The organism is Pseudomonas petrae, from assembly GCF_021728295.1.
Classification (GTDB): domain Bacteria; phylum Pseudomonadota; class Gammaproteobacteria; order Pseudomonadales; family Pseudomonadaceae; genus Aquipseudomonas; species Aquipseudomonas petrae.
Genome location: NZ_JAKJXE010000007.1, coordinates 257,874 through 275,480, shown reverse-complemented (window position 1 = coordinate 275,480; position 17,607 = coordinate 257,874). Strand labels below are relative to the sequence as shown.

At 60.0% G+C, this 17,607-nt stretch carries 14 protein-coding genes; 8 read left to right on the top strand and 6 right to left on the bottom strand.

What is annotated here, in order from left to right:
* The first annotated feature begins 240 nt into the window (after positions 1 to 240).
* From L4G42_RS14605 to L4G42_RS14570, 8 genes are all read left to right on the top strand, one after another.
* On the top strand, positions 241 to 1,215 hold the full coding sequence (locus tag L4G42_RS14605; RefSeq protein WP_237259273.1) for a hypothetical protein: 975 nt from the start codon (positions 241 to 243) through the stop codon (positions 1,213 to 1,215).
* Positions 1,216 to 2,331: 1,116 nt separating this feature from the next.
* Positions 2,332 to 3,684, top strand: a complete 1,353-nt coding sequence (gene cobG, locus L4G42_RS14600) for a precorrin-3B synthase (protein WP_336886184.1) — start codon at positions 2,332 to 2,334, stop codon at positions 3,682 to 3,684.
* Entirely contained in the window at positions 3,677 to 4,303 is a 627-nt protein-coding gene (locus L4G42_RS14595; protein ID WP_108119017.1) for a precorrin-8X methylmutase, read from the top strand. Before cobG ends, L4G42_RS14595 begins: the two co-directional genes overlap by 8 nt.
* Positions 4,300 to 5,034: a precorrin-2 C(20)-methyltransferase gene (locus L4G42_RS14590; protein ID WP_237251931.1), complete on the top strand. Its 735-nt coding sequence runs from the start codon at positions 4,300 to 4,302 to the stop codon at positions 5,032 to 5,034. The genes L4G42_RS14595 and L4G42_RS14590 overlap by 4 nt, the downstream gene beginning before the upstream one ends.
* Positions 5,034 to 6,761, top strand: coding sequence for a precorrin-3B C(17)-methyltransferase (cobJ, locus tag L4G42_RS14585; RefSeq protein WP_237259274.1), 1,728 nt, complete (start codon positions 5,034 to 5,036; stop codon positions 6,759 to 6,761). Before L4G42_RS14590 ends, cobJ begins: the two co-directional genes overlap by 1 nt.
* A gap of 263 nt (positions 6,762 to 7,024) precedes the next feature.
* Positions 7,025 to 7,804 (top strand): hypothetical protein, encoded by a 780-nt coding sequence (locus L4G42_RS14580; RefSeq protein ID WP_237251933.1) that lies wholly within the window; start codon positions 7,025 to 7,027, stop codon positions 7,802 to 7,804.
* Positions 7,805 to 7,933: 129 nt separating this feature from the next.
* A complete protein-coding gene (locus L4G42_RS14575) occupies positions 7,934 to 8,620 on the top strand; it encodes a hypothetical protein (protein ID WP_237259275.1) in 687 nt (228 codons plus the stop codon).
* Positions 8,613 to 9,281 carry a hypothetical protein gene (locus tag L4G42_RS14570; RefSeq protein WP_237259276.1) on the top strand — a complete coding sequence of 223 codons (669 nt, stop codon included), beginning with the start codon at positions 8,613 to 8,615 and terminating at the stop codon, positions 9,279 to 9,281. Before L4G42_RS14575 ends, L4G42_RS14570 begins: the two co-directional genes overlap by 8 nt.
* A 33-nt stretch (positions 9,282 to 9,314) precedes the next feature.
* Here L4G42_RS14570 and L4G42_RS14565 read toward each other — a convergent pair whose 3' ends face one another.
* The 6 genes from L4G42_RS14565 to dusB all read right to left on the bottom strand — a co-directional run bounded on the left by L4G42_RS14565 (position 9,315) and on the right by dusB (position 17,372).
* On the bottom strand, positions 9,315 to 9,911 hold the full coding sequence (locus L4G42_RS14565) for a MarC family protein (RefSeq protein WP_237251936.1): 597 nt from the start codon (positions 9,909 to 9,911) through the stop codon (positions 9,315 to 9,317).
* Between the two features lie 67 nt (positions 9,912 to 9,978).
* Positions 9,979 to 12,774 (bottom strand): hybrid sensor histidine kinase/response regulator, encoded by a 2,796-nt coding sequence (locus tag L4G42_RS14560; protein WP_237251937.1) that lies wholly within the window; start codon positions 12,772 to 12,774, stop codon positions 9,979 to 9,981.
* 93 nt (positions 12,775 to 12,867) lie between these two features.
* Positions 12,868 to 14,163, bottom strand: a complete 1,296-nt coding sequence (purD, locus tag L4G42_RS14555; protein ID WP_237251938.1) for a phosphoribosylamine--glycine ligase — start codon at positions 14,161 to 14,163, stop codon at positions 12,868 to 12,870.
* A gap of 192 nt (positions 14,164 to 14,355) precedes the next feature.
* The gene (purH, locus tag L4G42_RS14550; RefSeq protein WP_237251939.1) at positions 14,356 to 15,963 is read right to left on the bottom strand and encodes a bifunctional phosphoribosylaminoimidazolecarboxamide formyltransferase/IMP cyclohydrolase; all 1,608 of its coding nucleotides are present in this window, start codon (positions 15,961 to 15,963) and stop codon (positions 14,356 to 14,358) included.
* 78 nt (positions 15,964 to 16,041) lie between these two features.
* Positions 16,042 to 16,362, bottom strand: coding sequence for a DNA-binding transcriptional regulator Fis (fis, locus tag L4G42_RS14545; RefSeq protein WP_007907419.1), 321 nt, complete (start codon positions 16,360 to 16,362; stop codon positions 16,042 to 16,044).
* Positions 16,359 to 17,372 carry a tRNA dihydrouridine synthase DusB gene (dusB, locus tag L4G42_RS14540; protein WP_237251940.1) on the bottom strand — a complete coding sequence of 338 codons (1,014 nt, stop codon included), beginning with the start codon at positions 17,370 to 17,372 and terminating at the stop codon, positions 16,359 to 16,361. Before dusB ends, fis begins: the two co-directional genes overlap by 4 nt.
* Positions 17,373 to 17,607: the final 235 nt, after the last annotated feature.

Sequence of the window (17,607 nt, the reverse complement as noted above, 5' to 3'; positions counted from 1 at the left end):
AATACGTGCGACAGGCCTGTCATAACGGCCTGTCGATACCAGGGCTGCATGATACCTCGCTGAGGTAGCCTCGTCGTGCTGGGGACAATCAGCCTTATTTTGTAGGCGGCTGGGAGCTTGCTTGTGGGGCCTTTCTGAAATTGCCGTAATCACGGCGATTTACACGCAACGTTTAATGACAACGTCCAAAGCGCAAACCTATCGTGCGCCGCTCATCAAGCCGAACAGGGTGCTGAGCGGATGTCCGGGGCCTATGCGTTCATCAATGACGAAAATCAGAATCTCTCCTCGTTTCGAGACAACTTGCCCAATGGCAATGATGCCCGGACCAAGTTTGATCGGCTCAATCCTGACATCAGCCCCTTTTCTATTGTCTTGCCGGGCCAGCTGATTGTCGTGGGCGACGACTCCACCAGCATGTGTACGCCCGAGGACAATCTACTTGCGTCCTACGCTCGTGACGTGCGCCAATCCCTGATCGCCACCGACCACGCCAGCGCAAGGGTTCTGACACAGAACTACGACGTTCTGCAAAGCATCATGTCCTACGGCTCTATCGGCATTGGCAGCGTTACCTCGGCCTGGAGCACGCACCTGAGTCAGGTCGAGAGCACCCTGAAAGATATCAACGATGCCTACCAGCGCTGGCGTGCCGGAACCCTGACCAAGGACCAGTTCATGGCTAGGCGTCAGAAGTTATTCAGCGTCCTTGATGGGCAGTTGCGGGGTATTGGGCGCTGGGGTACGGGGCTGAAAAACAACTCGACGATCAAGAAGATGCTGGGCATCTCCAGCAAGCGCTTCCTGCGCTCGGGGGAAGTCGCCAATTACGCCAGGAACGTGAAGCGCATCAACAATGTGGCCCGTACGTTGAGCAGCGGGACGGCGATAGGCGTCGCGCTGGACGTCAGCGCGGGTTTGATGGAGATCGGCGAAGCGTGTTCTGCCGGGCGTGAGCAGCAGTGCACGAAGGCCAAGTTTGTGGAAGTGGGGAAGATGATGGTGGGGATTCCAACGTCCGTTACGATTGGAGGGATTGGCGCGAAGGCAGCAGTATCGATGTGCTTCAGGATGGCCGGGCCCAGTCGCGGTGCCAGCCTGGTTGTTTGTGGTATCGCAGGTGGAGCTACTGGCGGATGGTTTGGGGGAGCAGGAGGTAGCAACGTGGGGGAACACATTGGTAACTGGCTGTATGAGTTGGCTGACGATGAATGACGGCCTTTTAGGGGGAGTCGTCATCGTCTCCGGCGTTATAAGCGTTGTTAGCTTTTGCGTAGACGTGTACGTGAAATACTTCATCCTTCCTGAAATAGAGGAACGGCTAAAACTGTCGTATCGTGATTGATGCGAAGCGCTGTTGGGATAACTCGGGGTTTGTCGGTCGACGCTATCGGCTTGTAGCTGTGAGCCTGGCGCTGACGTCAACCGAGCTTCTGCGACAACAAGATATGGTGGATATAAATGAGGTAAAGAGCATCTCTGCCCATCAGCGACGATGGATTTGCATTCCCGAAAGAGTTGCTTTGACAGCATTCTTTGCTGGCATCACCGCTTTGGCGCTTCTTGGAAAACTCTGGTAGCAAACGTGCCAACGCCAATCACCACCCCTTGGCTGTCAGGCTTGCCAGTGGTTTCTACGGCTCTATCGGCATTGGCAGCGTTACCTCGGCCAGGGGCACGCACCTGAGTCAGGTTGAGAGCACCTTGAAAGATATCAACGATGCCTACAGTGATTTACGAGGGCCTTGGACTTTGCAATGAATGACGTCTTCTTGCTATGGGTAGCCGTAGTATCGGCTGGCTTTTTGCTTATCGGACATCTCCTTGCGCTCTACGCCGCGTATGTAGTCCTTCCGGAGATTGAAGCGCAGTTGTCCCACTGCAAGCTCGTCACGGATGCCAAGGCTTTTTGGGGGGAATACAGCCATGCCGGGAAGATGTATCGGTATTCGATGACTAGCTTGGTGCTGACGTGTCCTCGCCTTCTGGACAAACATGGCTTGGCCGATCTTGATCAAGTCAACAACATTTCTGTAAGGCTCCGACGATGGATATATATGCCGTCGCGGCTCGGGGGCGTCGGCCTAGTCACAATGCTCATAGCAATGGCGCTCTTGGGAAAGCTCTGGTAGCAAACTCGCCAATGCCAATCACCACCCCGGCGGTCAGCGATTTCAAACCCGCCACTCGCGGCAAGCCGGGGGGCTGCAGATCTGCGGGATGAGCGATCCGACAGACCGTCTTTTCATGCCCGCCGCCAAAGCAGGCATAATACGCCGCCTGTAACCATTCGTTTCCCACTTGCCCAGTCCGATTACGCCAGGTGATCCATTGACCGAGCCGTTGTCCGCTCGCCCATCCGCTGCGCCCATTCGCCCCTCGGCTTGCCCGGGGTTGCTGCGTATCGTCCCGGCGCTGGACGGCGGCATCTGCCGGATCAAGCTGCCGGGCGGGGTGCTTTCAGCGGATCAGGCGCTGGCCGTGGCGGACGCCGCGGAGCGGTTTGCCGATGGGGTGATCGAGGCAACCAATCGCGGCAATCTGCAGATTCGCGGCATAGGCGCCGACCATGACGGGCTGATTGCGAGCCTGCTCAATGCCGGTCTGGGGCCGAGCAACCCGGCCAGCGACGACGTGCGCAACCTGATGCTCAGCCCGACCGCAGGCCTTGATCCACTGCAACTGCTGGACGTGCGTCCGCTGGCCGGGCAGATCCTGCATTCCCTTGAACACCACCCGCGTTTCCATGAACTGTCGCCCAAATTCGCGCTGTCTCTGGACGGCGGCGAGGGCCTGGCGATGATCGAGCATCCCCATGATCTCTGGCTGTCTGCACTGCAGATCGATGGCCGGACGCTGCTGGGTGTCGGGCTGGCGGGCTGTCCGGCCACCGATTCGCCGGTGGCTGTGGTGGCGCCGGAAGCAGCGCACGCCTTGGTCGTCGCGGTGCTGGAAACCTTTCTGGATCTCGCTCGCCTCGATCAGGCACGCATGCGCGATCTGCTGAAAGAAATGCACGTCGCCCGATTCCTCGAACACGTCGCCGCGCGTTTGCCGCAGCCACTTGTGGTTGATCAAAAAGTAACCGACTGGCGGCGCGCGCCGATTCGGTCGTTTGCGCACATCGGCACGTACTCCCAGGCACAAGCCGGCGTCGTGGCCGTGGGCGCAGGGGTGCCGTTGGGGCGTTTGCGGCCGTCCATGTTGCGTGAAGCCGCCCGATTGGCGACTGCGTCTGGCGACGGCCAGTTGTGCATGACACCGTGGCAAAGCCTGATGCTGCGAAATGTCCCGGCAGACAAGTCAGCGGCCGTGATGGATGGCTTGAGCCAGGCGGGCTTGCTCGTCGATGTCTCTCAGTCGCTGACAAAAATTGTCGCCTGCACCGGCTCCGCTGCCTGCGCTAAAGGGCTGGCTGACACCAAGGCCGACGGTCTCCGTTTGGCCGCATTGCTGCAGGAAAACGCCATCAGCCATCCGGTGCATCTGTCCGGCTGCGCGCGTTCATGCGCCGCTGCGCACGTGATGCCGGTGACCCTGCTGGCAGCTTCGCCCGGTCGTTACGACCTTTATTTTCGTCATGCAGACATGTCCGGATTCGGCGATCTGCATGCACGTGACCTCACTATTGAAGCAGTCGGCGCGTTGTTGACCGCCGACTCACGGAGCAACACCGATGATTGATTACATCCGCGACGGCCAGGAGATCTACCGTAACTCCTTCGCGATCATTCGTGCCGAAGCCCGGCTCGATTCCATCCCGGCCGACCTGGAAAAACTCGCCGTGCGGGTGATTCATGCCTGTGGCATGGTCGATGCGGTCGAAGGCCTGCGCTTTTCGCCCGGCGCGGGCACTGCAGGTCGCCGCGCGCTGGCAGCCGGTGCGCCGATCCTGTGTGACGCGCACATGGTTGCCGAAGGGGTCACGCGCACGCGCCTGCCGGCCAACAATCAGGTGATCTGCACCCTGAAAAACGAACGCGTGCCCGAGATGGCGCGGGAGCTGGGCAACACACGCTCGGCGGCAGCGCTGGAGCTGTGGCGCCCGCACCTGGAAGGGGCGGTTGTGGTGATCGGCAACGCACCGACCGCGCTGTTTTATCTGCTGGAAATGCTCGATGCCGGCGCGCCGAAACCTGCGCTGATCCTGGGTTTCCCGGTGGGCTTCGTCGGCGCCGCTGAATCCAAGGACATGCTCGCTGCCGACAGTCGCGGCGTGCCTTACGTGATCATGCAGGGCCGTCGCGGCGGCAGCGCCATGGCGGCGGCGGCGGTCAACTCACTCGCCACGGAGATCGAATGATGGCACCACGCGGTCGTCTGATTGGCCTGGGCGTGGGGCCGGGTGATCCGGAACTCATTACCGTCAAGGCGCTGCGCCTGCTGCGCGAGTCGCCGGTGGTCGCGTACTTCGTCGCCAAGGGCAAGAAGGGCAATGCGTTCGGCATCATCGAAGGCCATTTGCAGCAGGCTCAGACGCTGATGCCGCTGGTGTACCCGGTGACCACGGAGGCGCTGCCCTCTCACATGTCTTATGAGCAAGTGATCAGCGAGTTCTACGACAGATGCAGCGCCGATCTGGCTGCGCATCTGGACGCCGGGCGCGATGTGGCAGTGATCTGTGAGGGCGACCCGATGTTTTATGGGTCTTACATGTACTTGCACGATCGCTTGGCCGATCGCTATGAAGCCGAAGTCATCCCCGGTGTCTGCTCGATGCTCGGCGGCGCTTCGGTATTGGGTGCGCCGCTGGTGTACCGCAATCAAAGTCTCTCGGTGCTGTCCGGCGTGTTGTCTGCCGACGAACTCAAACGCAAGCTTCAGGATGCCGACGCTGCGGTGATCATGAAGCTGGGGCGCAACCTGCCGAAAGTGCGTCAGGTGCTGGTGGAAACCGGGCTGGCAGAGCGCGCCCTGTACGTTGAACGCGCGACCATGGCCAATCAGAAGATCGTGCCGCTGGCCGAGGTCGACCCCATGTCGTCGCCGTATTTCTCGCTGATCATTGTCCCCGGCGAACGGTGGCAGGGCTGATGAGCACAACCACTCTCAACGCCCCGGCCATTGTCATTCTGGGCAAAGGCGCGCTGGCGACGGCGCGACATATTCAGCAGCTGTACCCCCAAGCGCTGATTTACGGGCTGGCCGGGCGCGTCGAAGACGCCGACCGCAGCTATTCGGAATTTGGTGCGACGCTGCGCCAGCTTTATCAGCAAGACACGCCGATCATTGCGCTGTGCGCAGCGGGCATCGTCATCCGCACCCTGGCGCCGGTGTTGTTGGAGAAGGGCGTCGAGCCGCCGGTGCTGGCCGTCGCCGAAGATGGCAGCGCGGTGGTGCCGCTGCTCGGCGGATTGGGCGGCGTCAATGTCATGGCCCGGGAAATTGCCGCGGCATTGAACACCGCAGCGGCCATCACCACCAGCGGCGAGCTGCGCTTCGGTACCTGCCTGCTTAATCCTCCCGCCGGCTATGCGTTGGGCGATCTGGAGCTGGGCAAGCGCTTCGTCAGTGATTTGCTGTCGGGCGAAAGCGTGCGCGTCGAGGGCGATGCGCCCTGGTTGGCGCAGGCGCAACTGCCTGAGAATGATCAGGCGCAGCTGGCGATCCACGTCGGCTATGGCGAGCGAGAACCCAGCGACCACGAGCTGTTGATCTACCCTCGTAACGTACTGGTGGCGCTGAGCGGTGATCTGGCTGATCCCGCCGAGGTTGTGGCCGATACCGTGAAAGCCGCGCTACATGATTCGCGCATTGCTGTTCAGGCGCTGGGCTGCTTGCTGGCCAGCAAAGCCGAGATGGCCAATCCTGCGCTGCATGCGGCTGCCGAATCCCTGGGCGTTGCGCTGCGTTTCACTGACGCCGACACGCCCGCCGAAATGACCCAGCAGGTGTTGCCGCAATTGTTGCCGCCGCTTACGTCAGCGGCGGGCATTACCATTGCTGTCGCGGCGCAGCCGTTGGAGGTTGAACAGATTGGCTGCGCACGAGGGCGGCTGGCTGTCATCGGGCTCGGCCCGGGCGCCACCGAATTCATGATCCCCGCAGTCAAGGCCGAACTCGCGCGCGCCAACGATGTACTGGGCTACGAAACCTACGTGCGCATGGCTGGGCCTTTCCGCGCCGACCAAGTGCTGCACTGCACTGACAACCGCGAAGAAATGCTGCGCGCCCGGCATGCCTTCGAGCTGGCCGCTGAAGGGCGTTCGGTGGTGGTGGTGTCATCGGGTGATCCGGGCGTGTTCGCCATGGCCGCAGCGGTGCTGGAAGCGCTGCACGAGTCGGACAATCCCGACTGGCATCGGGTGGACTTGCACATCCTGCCGGGGGTCTCGGCCTCGCTGGCGACGGCGGCGCTGGCGGGTGCGCCGTTGGGTCATGACTTCTGCGTCATGTCCCTCTCGGACAACCTCAAGCCTTGGGAGATCATCGAGAAGCGTCTCGATCTCGCCTGTCAGGCCGATCTGGCACTGGCGTTCTACAACCCCATCTCGCGCTCCCGGCCCTGGCAGTTGGGACGGGCGCTGGAAATCGTGCGCCAGCATCGAAGCCCTGAAACACCGGTGACGTTGGGGCGTGATGTGGGTCGGCCGGGGCAGACGTTGCGGGTCGTCACACTGGGTGAGCTGATGCCTGAACATGTCGACATGCGCACGATGGTGTTGATTGGCTCGTCGCTCACCTGCGTATTCCCTCGCGCCAATGGCCAGCCGTGGGTCTACACGCCGCGCTGGTACGGTGCCAAGCCGGACATCGCCTGATCATCACACCTGCCGACTTATAGCTGCCGCTGGAACAGTTGCGGGCTCATAAGGCGGCAGGGCTCTTCTTTGATTCACATCTGAAGCAACGTTCCTCAATGAAGAGCCAACTCTGGCGCCTGTTTGCACGCCGGATTTATTGTTTAGTCAGTGTTCGACGTAAGTCGTAACGTGTTCCTCGTTGCAGTTAAGGAAGTTCGGAACTAAGTTTCGTGTGCGGTCAGCGAGACCGCAATTAATAACTCACTGCAAGGATTGCAATTATGACAACTGATATTAATACCGTTGCTCCCACCGAAGCCGAAACCATTGCTTATTTGAGCAGCCTGCCTACCCGCGTTCGCCTGGCTGCATTCTCATCCCTCAGTGCAGATCAAGATAAAAGCGACAGTGTCGCAGAGGTCAGCAAGGACGCACCGGCGATTGTAGCGTTCGCTGATGGTGTCAGCGCTGAAAACCGCTCTGCTGTTTTGTTGGGTGTAGAGTTTGCAGAAACCGTTGCAACTTCCAAGGTCAGCGTGGATTCCGATCCCGTGCAGTGGCTCAAGGAGTATGCGTTGGCGCTGCGTCATGCGGGCTGGTTGACCGTGGGCGGAAGCGAATATGGCGAATACAAAACAAGCAATACGTCGCTCACCATGGATTCGGTTGTAATGGAGCTTGTCAGCGCCATCGCAGGCCCTAATGCGGCCACCGTGCTGTCGCTGATGAACATCGTTCTCGACAAGCTTCAGAACTCCGATCCGGTGATGAAGCTGTTTGAAAGAAATGCAAAGTCGGGCAATAAATCCAGCTTCCGCATCGTTCCCTGCGTCGAATCGTCTACCGGTATTCCGGTTACTTATTTGATTTCTGTACATGCCACCTATCATACGGAAACGGGCGGTGCGCTGTTCTGGAAGTGGTCTGTCTCGAGGATGAGCGTGAAACGTCTGGCGAAAGGCGTGCAGTTCTCGAAGGAATCTTTTGAACGTAATAAAGAACGAATTAATGGCTATCTGGGTGGCGAGGCAGATGATTTTTTCAACAGTTTGAAAAAATAAATATTCAGGGGGGCTGCTGGGCGGCCCCTTTCTCTATTGACTCAATGGGCTAGAACAATGGAATGTTCAATAACAAACGCAGTCGTTTTAGGTCACCTGGTTTGCAGTTCGAAAGCTATTAAGGCAACAGTGCGACAAGACATCCTCGACTCGCTACTGTTTTCGCAGATATATGCCGATGGTAAATGCGCAAGGCTGGATTCGCCTGCTCGCTGGTCTGAGGAGCATGATAATGCTCTGCGCAACCTTAAATGGATGCTGTCAGATTTGCGTACCCACACAATCGCGCTAGGTGTTAACGAGCGCATCAATATTGGCCATGTGCTGGATCAGGAACTGTGCCGTCGCTTGCCGGAATTGGCTGCCGATGACGTCAGGCAAATGCTCAAGCGTATGGCATCCATTGAACCTGACGCCGCTCCGCAGATTTTGTTTAAAACACGCGCATTGCAAACGTGTACTGACGAGCATACGAATGAGCCGCCGGCCATCGATTCCGGGCGGCTACCAATGCCTCAAACGACTGTCGTGAACCTGATGCTGAGCTATGCGGCGGCAGGGGAAGTCCTCTCCAGTTGCGTTATAGCGTTCAAGACTACAGCTGAAATAAATAATGATCTGTTCGAACAATCGTTCACCCGCAGCGAGGTTATCGGCTCCATCGACATTCGCTTCGTAAAACGGCACCTGGACCTCGTCGCATTCAAACAGGTACGGGACAAAGTAGAGGCATTTCTGGAAACGAGGCGTGATGGCCTGATCCTGCCCATTTGCCATGCCGAGCCTGACGCGCCGAAGGTTGAGTCAAATGGCTGAGGCCCGCGTGGATACACTCTTGACCGGCCAGAACCTGGTGACCTTTTCGTCGGGTGTGTCAGATCAGGAAAAGAACGACATTCTCGATTGCCTGAATTACACAGAGATGCGTGCTGACCGGAAATTTGATCGCCAGCATGCGTGGAAGAGATGGATAGAGCGCTACCAGGCCGGGCTGTTCAACAGTGGTTTCAAGTTGGGCGGTGTGCTTGAGAGCAATGTCATCCGCATTCAGCACCGGCGAGAGTTGCCCGAGGTCGTAAGAAGCAGCATCCAGTCGACGGGGAGTCCTCACTTGGGGGTGCAGGGTCGCTCGGCACTGGAAGCCATGCTGCGGAGTAGCCAGGTCCAATCCTTCTTCGAAGACTGGTTCAGTACGGGCAGGGCTGAAGCTTTTCAGGTGGTGCCGTGCAGAAAAGCGTCGAACGGCCAAATCGAGGTCATGGTCTGTGGTCTGAACATGCTCGTCGAGACTGCCACCAAAGCCTGGTTGACTGCACCTCGGCTCACGATGGAAATCCATGTTAATGGCGGCTCTTATCTCTACGATAAAAAAGCGTTCGAGCCTTATCGCGAGAAGGTCCAGAGCACGCTGGAACGGTACTCACGTCTCTATTTCGATTCGTTGATGTCAGTCAAGCCTGCAATGCCATCGACCTGATGGTGACCCACTGCGGGCCCGATCGTACCAGCGTCAGGGGATCAAATAACCTTTGATGCCGGTGAAAATGATCTGGGCGGCGAGGGCACAAACGAACAGCCCCATCAGGCGGCTGACAATCTGTAGCCCCTGATCCCCTAAAATTCGCTCGATGCTGTTGGACAGGTAGAGGATTACGCCCACCGTCAGGCTGGCCAGCGCGATGCTCACGATGGCCGTGAGTTTGTCATCCCAATGGGGCTGGCTGATGCCCATCACCAGCAGTGCACCAATGGTGCCGGGGCCGACTGTGATGGGAATGGTCAGCGGCACGATGGCGATGTCCTGTTGCACATTGTCGGTCTGCACGCCGGACTTGCCCTGGGCCATGGCCAGGGCGGAGATGAACAGCACACTGCCGGCGCCGATTCTGAAGGCGTCGGCGGTGATGCCGAAGACCCCGAAAATCACCCGCCCGAACAGGTACAGCAAGACGCTGGAAACCAGGGTCGCCAAGGCTATCTTCCAGGCCAGGTGCCGACGTTCCTTGCGCGAATAACCGCGGCTCAGGGAAATGAAACAGGACAGGACGAAGAACGGGCTATAGAGCACCAGCATCTTCAGGTAAACGCTGAACAGCACGTGAAGCATGGTTTGAGCTCATGGCAGCAGACTGGGACAGCGCCAAGTCTATCAGCCCGTCACGCCCACCTGGCGGTCAGTTTTGCTCATAACGGTCTTCGCCGCGGGTGGCGCGGGTCGCGTCATCCCGGGCACGTTGCTCCACCCAGTATTCGACCAGCTCGCGTAACTGCGATAGCTCCACCGGCTTGGACATGTGGCCGTCCATGCCGGACTGGCGCGCGCGATCCTTGTGCTCCGCCAGAATGTGCGCGGTCAACGCCACCACAGGGGTGCGAATGCGCTGGTTGCCGGTTTCCCAGGCGCGGAACTGCTGTGTGGCCGAGAACCCGTCGAGGATCGGCATTTCGCAGTCCATCAGCACCAGGTCATAGCGCTGGGTCTTCATCGCCAGCAGCGCCTCTTCGCCATTGCTGGCGGTGTCCGGCTGCAGGTTGAGCTTGCCGAGCATGCCGCGAATGACCTTGGTGGAAATGCTGTTGTCTTCGGCGACCAGAATGCGGAAGTCGCTGGGCACGTCGAGGTCGCTGATCAGCCCGGGCACCGCAGAGAAGGGCGCATTGCCTTTGTTGCGCTGATTGAGCTCGTCCGCCAGCGTTGTCTTCAGCGTGTAACCGGCGACCGGTTTGGCGAGGATGCGTTTGACCCCGGCATTGCGCGCGATGACCTTGCTCGGCGCGTTGCTGATGCCCGTGAGCATGATCAACAGAATGTCATGGTTCAGGCTCGGGTCTTCCTTTATCTTGGCGGCCAGTTGCATGCCGGTCATGCCGGGCATGTTCTGGTCGAGCAAGACGATATCGAAGTAGTCGCGCAGGTGAGCTTTTGTACGCAGCAGCGCCAGCGCCTCTTTGCCCGAGGGCACGGCGCTGACATTCAGCCCCCACGCGCTGCACTGCTGGACCAGCACCTTGCGGCAGGTGTCGTTGTCGTCGACCACCAGAACCCGCGCGCCTTTGAGCGGGCTGTCCAGATCGGCGGGGGGCTGCTCCAGTCGTTCTGCATCAAGTGGCAGACTCAGCCACAGCGTGCTGCCCTGATTGGTGCCGCTCTGGATACCGAACTCGCCGTTCATCAACAGGATCAACTGCCGGGCGATGACCAGCCCCAGGTGGCCACCGACCTTGCTGGCAGCCAGGAAATTCTTGCTGTGCAGTTCGGCGTGCAGCAGCGCGTCGCGTTCCTTGGGCGTCAGCGGCGTGCCACTGTCCTGCACGGCGATGCGCAGTCGTGGCTTGCCACCGCGGGAGTCGAGGGCGACGACCAACAGGATCTCGCCCTCGTCGGTCTTCTTTAAGGCGTTCTCCAGCAGGCTGAGCAGCGTCTGCCGCAGGCGCGTCGGGTCACCGCTGATGACTCGCGGCACCTGGGGCTGAATGAAACTGATCAGCTCGACACTTTGCTGCTCGGCCTTGGCGCGGAAGATGCTCAGGCAGTCCTCGATCATCGCGTTGAGATCGAACTGCACGTCGTCCAGCTCGATCTGCCCGGACTCCAGCTTGGTGATGTCGAGGATTTCGTTGATCAGAGTGAGCAGTTCGTTGCCGGCGCTGTGAATGGTCTGCACGTAATCGCGCTGTTTGACCGACAACGGCGTGCCCAGCAGCAGCTCGGTCATCCCCAGAACGCCGTTCATGGGCGTGCGGATCTCGTGACTGATCTTCGCCAGAAACTCGGCCTTGGCGTTGATCTCTGCCGTGCTCGCCGCCAGTTCACGGCTGATGCTGAAGTTGTCTTCGGTGATGCTGCGATGACGCTCGCTGAGGGCGATGCTCATCAGCAGGCCGCACAGGCAAAACACCGCCAGCACCCCGATGATCAGCGTCTGCGCGGGAATGCTCGTTAGCCAGAGCATGGCCGGCAGCACCACGAGATTGCCGAGATTGAACGCGATCATGGCGATCACGAACGGCCGGGCAGGGGAGTAACCCTTCTGCAAGTGGTAGATCGACACCAGCGTGATACTGACCGTGGTCAGTGCCACCAGCAGGAACGTCATGATGTTCAGCGGCAGCGTTTCAACGAACAGCACCAGCAGCGCGCCAAAGCCGACCACCAGCAGCACGCCCATCAGCAGCCGATTGAGCATCTCGACCCCGCGCTGAATGAAGAAACAGTACGTGTACATCAGCCCCGTCGCGGCGGCGAGGAGCAGAGCGAGGTGAGCGCTCGGCGTCTGCGCCAGATGCCAGCGCGGCAGCCACGGCGCCTGAAGGTTGAGCAGCAACAGGGCGCTCAGCCCCAGAAACCCCTCGCAGGCTGCCAGCCACAAGCTGCTGACCGAGCGGGACTGGGCGAAGCGCGTTATGTTTTGCACGATCAGCATGGCCAGCGAGCCGAAGAACAGGCCGAGCAGCAGCGGTCGGCGCTCGTCGGCGGCGCTGGTGACTGCGGACTCCAGCGTGATGTTCGGGCGCAGTTCCTGCTCGGACTTGAGGCGCAAATACAAGTCGAGCGGCTTGTCGCTGTGGGGCACCGGCAGCAGGAAGTCCAGTGACGGCAGGGGTTGCGCTTCGCGCGGCACCCGGTTACCGGAGCGCGAATGATCGATCAGGCTGTCGCCGTCGAGCACGTACATGTCGACCGTTGCCAGGTCGGGCGCGAAGATCCGCACGAGTTGTTCATGGGTGGTCGGGGGCAGGCGGTAGTGCAGCCACAGTGCAGCGTCGCGGCTGGTCGCGCGCACCTTGTCGAGCTCCACCGGGCTGAATTGGGATTCGTAGTGGGGGGAGCGAATGTCGCTGAGGTTCAGGCTCGCCTGATCGTCGACAAGGGTTGACCAGCCTGCACTGACCTCGGCGGCGGCCGAGGATATACAGAGCAGGGTCAGCATTGTGACGGTCAAACGAGTGGCAATCCTGAGCCAGCGCACGGCGAAATCCCTTCGTGAATGAAGCCTGTTTAACTCTGGGGCACCGGATGACCGATCAGCGACTCAACGAAGAATCGCTGATCGGGCCGAGGCTCACGCCAGATCTTCGCCGCGTTCCCGGGCAATGGCGCGATAGCCAATGTCCTTGCGGTAGAAACAACCGTTCCAGTCAATCTTTGCAGCCAGTTCGTACGCTTGTTTTTGCGCAGCGCCTACGGTGTCGCCCAGGGCCGTCGCGCACAGCACGCGACCACCGGATGTCACGATGCGGCCATCCTGCAACGCGGTGCCAGCGTGGAACACTTTGCCCGGCAACGCGGCCGCAGCGTCCAGCCCGTGAATCTCGTCGCCCTTGGCGTAGTCGGCCGGATAACCGCCGGCGGCCAGCACGATCCCCAAACTCGGACGCGGGTCCCACTGAGCATCCACTGTATCCAGCGTTTGCGCCAGAGCGGCCTCGACCAGCGACACCAGGCTCGACTGAAGACGCAGCATGATCGGCTGGGTTTCCGGATCGCCAAAGCGGCAGTTGAACTCGATGACTTTCGGGTTGCCGGCCTTGTCGATCATCAGACCAGCATAGAGGAAACCGGTGTAAATGTTGCCCTCGGCGGCCATGCCCCTGACGGTCGGCCATATGACCTGATCCATCACGCGCTGGTGAACCTCGGCGGTGACCACCGGGGCGGGGGAATATGCGCCCATGCCGCCTGTGTTCGGGCCGCTGTCGCCGTCGCCGACGCGTTTGTGGTCCTGGCTGGTGGCCATGGGCAGCACGTTCTCGCCGTCGACCATGACGATGAAGCTGGCTTCTTCGCCATCGAGGAATTCCTCGATCACCACGCGCGAACCTGCGTCGCCGAAGGCATTGCCGGCCAGCATGTCACGTACGGCGTCTTCTGCTTCCGCGAGGGTCATCGCGACGATCACGCCTTTGCCCGCTGCCAGGCCGTCGGCCTTGATGACGATCGGTGCGCCTTTCTCTTGCAGGTACGCCAGCGCCGGTTCGATTTCGGTGAAGTTCTGGTAGTCGGCAGAGGGAATATTGTGGCGCGCCAGGAAATCCTTGGTGAATGCCTTGGAGCCTTCCAGCTGCGCGGCGGCCTTGATCGGGCCGAAGCACTTCAGGCCACGGGCGCGGAACAGATCGACGACACCGGCCACCAGCGGTACTTCCGGACCGACGATGGTCAGCGCGACGTTCTTCTCGGCGAAGTCCGCCAATTGCTCCAGCGCCAGCACGTCGATCGCGACGTTTTCACACTTGGCTTCAATGGCAGTGCCGGCATTGCCGGGGGCGACGAAGACTTTCTCGACACGAGCGTCCTGCGCGACCTTCCAGGCCAGAGCGTGTTCACGGCCACCGCTGCCAATGATCAAAATATTCATTTCCAAAACCTCTATATCGACAACGCGTAAAAATCCGGATGCAAACAGTGTGGGGCGTCGAACGCAGACTGTGGGACCGGCTTCAGCCGGGAAGAGGGCAATACATCCGACACATCTGTCGGGTCAGTCATGCAGCCTTCCCGGCTAAAGCCGGTCCCACAAAAGCCAATCGCGCGAACCGGTCCTGATGTATCAGTGACGGAAATGGCGCATGCCGGTGAATACCATCGCGATACCCGCTTCGTCCGCTGCCGCAATCACTTCGGCATCACGCATTGAGCCGCCTGGCTGGATCACCGCCGTGATGCCGACCTTGGCGGCGTTGTCGATGCCGTCGCGGAACGGGAAAAACGCATCGGAAGCCATGACAGCGCCCTGCACCTGCAAACCGGCGTGTTCGGCCTTGATCGCAGCAATGCGCGCGGAGTTCACGCGGCTCATCTGGCCTGCGCCGACGCCGATGGTCTGGCGATTCTTGGCGTAGACGATGGCGTTGGACTTCACGTACTTGGCGACTTTCCAGGCGAAGATCAGGTCGTGGATCTCCTGCTCGGTCGGCGCGCGCTGGGTGACCACCTTCAGGTCGTCTGCGCCGATCATGCCGATGTCGCGGCTCTGCACCAGCAAGCCACCATTGACCCGCTTGTAATCCCAGGCCGGCGCGCGTTCTGCGTCCCACTGGCCGCTGGTCAACAGACGCACGTTGGCTTTACTGGCAATGATGGCCTGAGCTTCGGCGCTGACGCTCGGGGCGATGATCACTTCGACGAACTGACGCTCGACGATGGCCTTGGCCGTCTCGGCATCCAGCTCACGGTTGAAGGCGATGATGCCGCCGAACGCCGATTCGCTGTCCGTGGCATAGGCCAGCTCGTAGGCCTGACGAATGCCGCCTTCGGCATCCGGGCTCACCGCAACGCCACACGGGTTGGCGTGTTTGACGATCACGCAGGCAGGCTTTACGAAGCTCTTCACGCACTCAAGCGCCGCGTCGGTATCGGCGACGTTGTTGTAGGAAAGCTCTTTGCCTTGCAGTTGAGTCGCGGTGGCGATGCCGACTTCGGCAGGCCTGGCTTCCACATAGAACGCCGCGCTCTGGTGCGGGTTCTCTCCGTAGCGCATTTCCTGCGCCTTGATGAACTGGCTGTTGAAGGTGCGCGGGAATTCGCTGCGGCCTTCGGTGCTCAGGGTTTCAGCGGACTGGTCAACGCTGCCCAGGTAGTTGGCGATCATGCCGTCGTAGGCGGCGGTGTGCTCGAACGCCTTGAGCATCAGGTCGAAGCGCTGCGCGTAGGTCAGGCCGCCGGCCTTGAGGCTTTCCAGCACGTTCGTGTAATCGCTGGCGTTGACGACGATGGCGACGTCTTTGTGGTTTTTAGCGGCGGAGCGAACCATGGTCGGGCCGCCGATATCGATGTTTTCGATGGCCGTCGGCAGGTCGCAGCCCGGCTTGGAAACCGTCGCTTCGAACGGATAGAGATTCACGGCGACCAAGTCGATCGGCTTGATACCGTGTTCGCTCATGATGGCGTCGTCGATGCCGCGACGGCCCAGGATGCCGCCGTGGATTTTGGGGTGCAGTGTCTTGACCCGGCCATCCATCATTTCAGCGAAGCCGGTGTAGTCAGCGACTTCTACCGCTGCAACGCCGTTGTCCTTGAGCAGCTTGAACGTACCGCCAGTGGAGAGGATCTCGACACCGAGGGCTTGGAGTTCACGCGCGAATTCAAGGATACCGGTCTTGTCGGATACGCTGATCAAGGCGCGGCGGATCGGCAGGCGGGTCGTCTGGTCGGTCATCTCAACTTCCATCAAAAGCAAAAGAATTTTGCAAAAAAAACGACCGCATTGAAGTGAGGTCGCTTGTTTTTCGGATGCTTACAGCAGGTCGTACTGCTTGAGTTTCTTGCGCAGGGTGCCGCGATTCAGCCCCAGCAGTTCGGAGGCCTTGGTCTGATTGCCCTTGACGTAATTCATCACGCACTCGAGCAACGGCGCCTCGACTTCCGAGAGCACCAGGTTGTAGACATCAGTGACGGCCGCACCTTCCAGATGAGCGAAGTAGTTGTGCAACGCCTTCTCGACGCTTCCGCGCAGGGTCTGACCCTCTTCGCTCGGCGTATTGAGGTGTTGTTTCAAATTGACGTTGTCGCTCACGGGTGTTGTTCCACTCACTAAAGTCTCAGTCATCATCGTCATGCGGCCACCTCTTCTTCGTTCCCTGCTGGGCGGGATTTATCGCGCTGGGAGAAGAACTCCCGAACGTTGGCGCACTGTGCTTCTGTATCGTCCAAACGGTTGAAAAGGGCGCGAAACTCCCTGGCGCCCGGCAACGTTGCGAGGTACCAGCCGACGTGTTTGCGGGCGATTCGCACGCCCATCACGTCACCATAGAACGTGTGAAGCGCAGCCAGATGCTCTAGCAGAATGCGTTCCACTTCACCGACGGGCAGGCCCGGAAGTTTTTCCCCGGTCTGCAGGTAGTGTTCTATCTCGCGAAAAATCCATGGGCGCCCCTGGGCCGCCCGGCCAATCAATAGCCCGTCGGCGCCGGTAGCGTCCAGGACGTAGCGGGCCTTTTCCGGTGAATCGATGTCGCCGTTGGCAAACACCGGGATGGACACCGCCTGCTTGATGGCGGCGATGGTGTCGTACTCGGCTTCACCGGTGTAGAGATCGGCACGGGTTCGCCCGTGCACCGCCAACGCCTGAATGCCGGCTTGCTCGGCGATTTTGGCGATGGTCAGACCGTTCTTGTTCGCCCGGTCCCAACCGGTGCGAATCTTCAGCGTGACCGGTACCTCGACTGCCGCGACTACCGCGTGCAGGATTTCGGTCACTAACTGTTCATCTTTCAACAGCGCGGAGCCGGCGGCCTTGTTGCAGACCTTTTTCGCCGGGCAGCCCATGTTGATGTCGATGATCTGCGCGCCGAGTTCGACGTTGGCGCGTGCTGCGTCCGCAAGCATCTGCGGGTCCCCGCCAGCGATCTGTACCGAGCGTGGCTCGGGATCGCCTTCGTGAATCATGCGCAACCGCGACTTGCGGCTGTTCCAGAGGCTCATGTCGCTGGTGACCATTTCCGAGACCACCAGACCTGCGCCGAGCTGGCGACAGAGTTGTCGGAAGGGCTGGTCGGTGACACCCGCCATCGGGGCGAGAATCAAGCCGTTTTGCAATGTGTAAGGGCCGATGCGTACCGCCGACATAGGGTGACCTGTTGTGGGGCCGAATCACGAGGTCTGGTCCGAAAAGTGCTTCAGCGCCAATTCAGACGGGACCCAGAGTATGAAAAAGGGTGGGCATGATACCCGCTCTCGATGACTGGATAAAGGCTGAATTGGATAAAATCTGAACAGCTCCGTTCTTATCGCAAACGGTTAGGTTTAGGCCAGGATTGTCATAAAAGTGTCGTCGGATTTCGGGCATCCCGTCCCGTGCAAG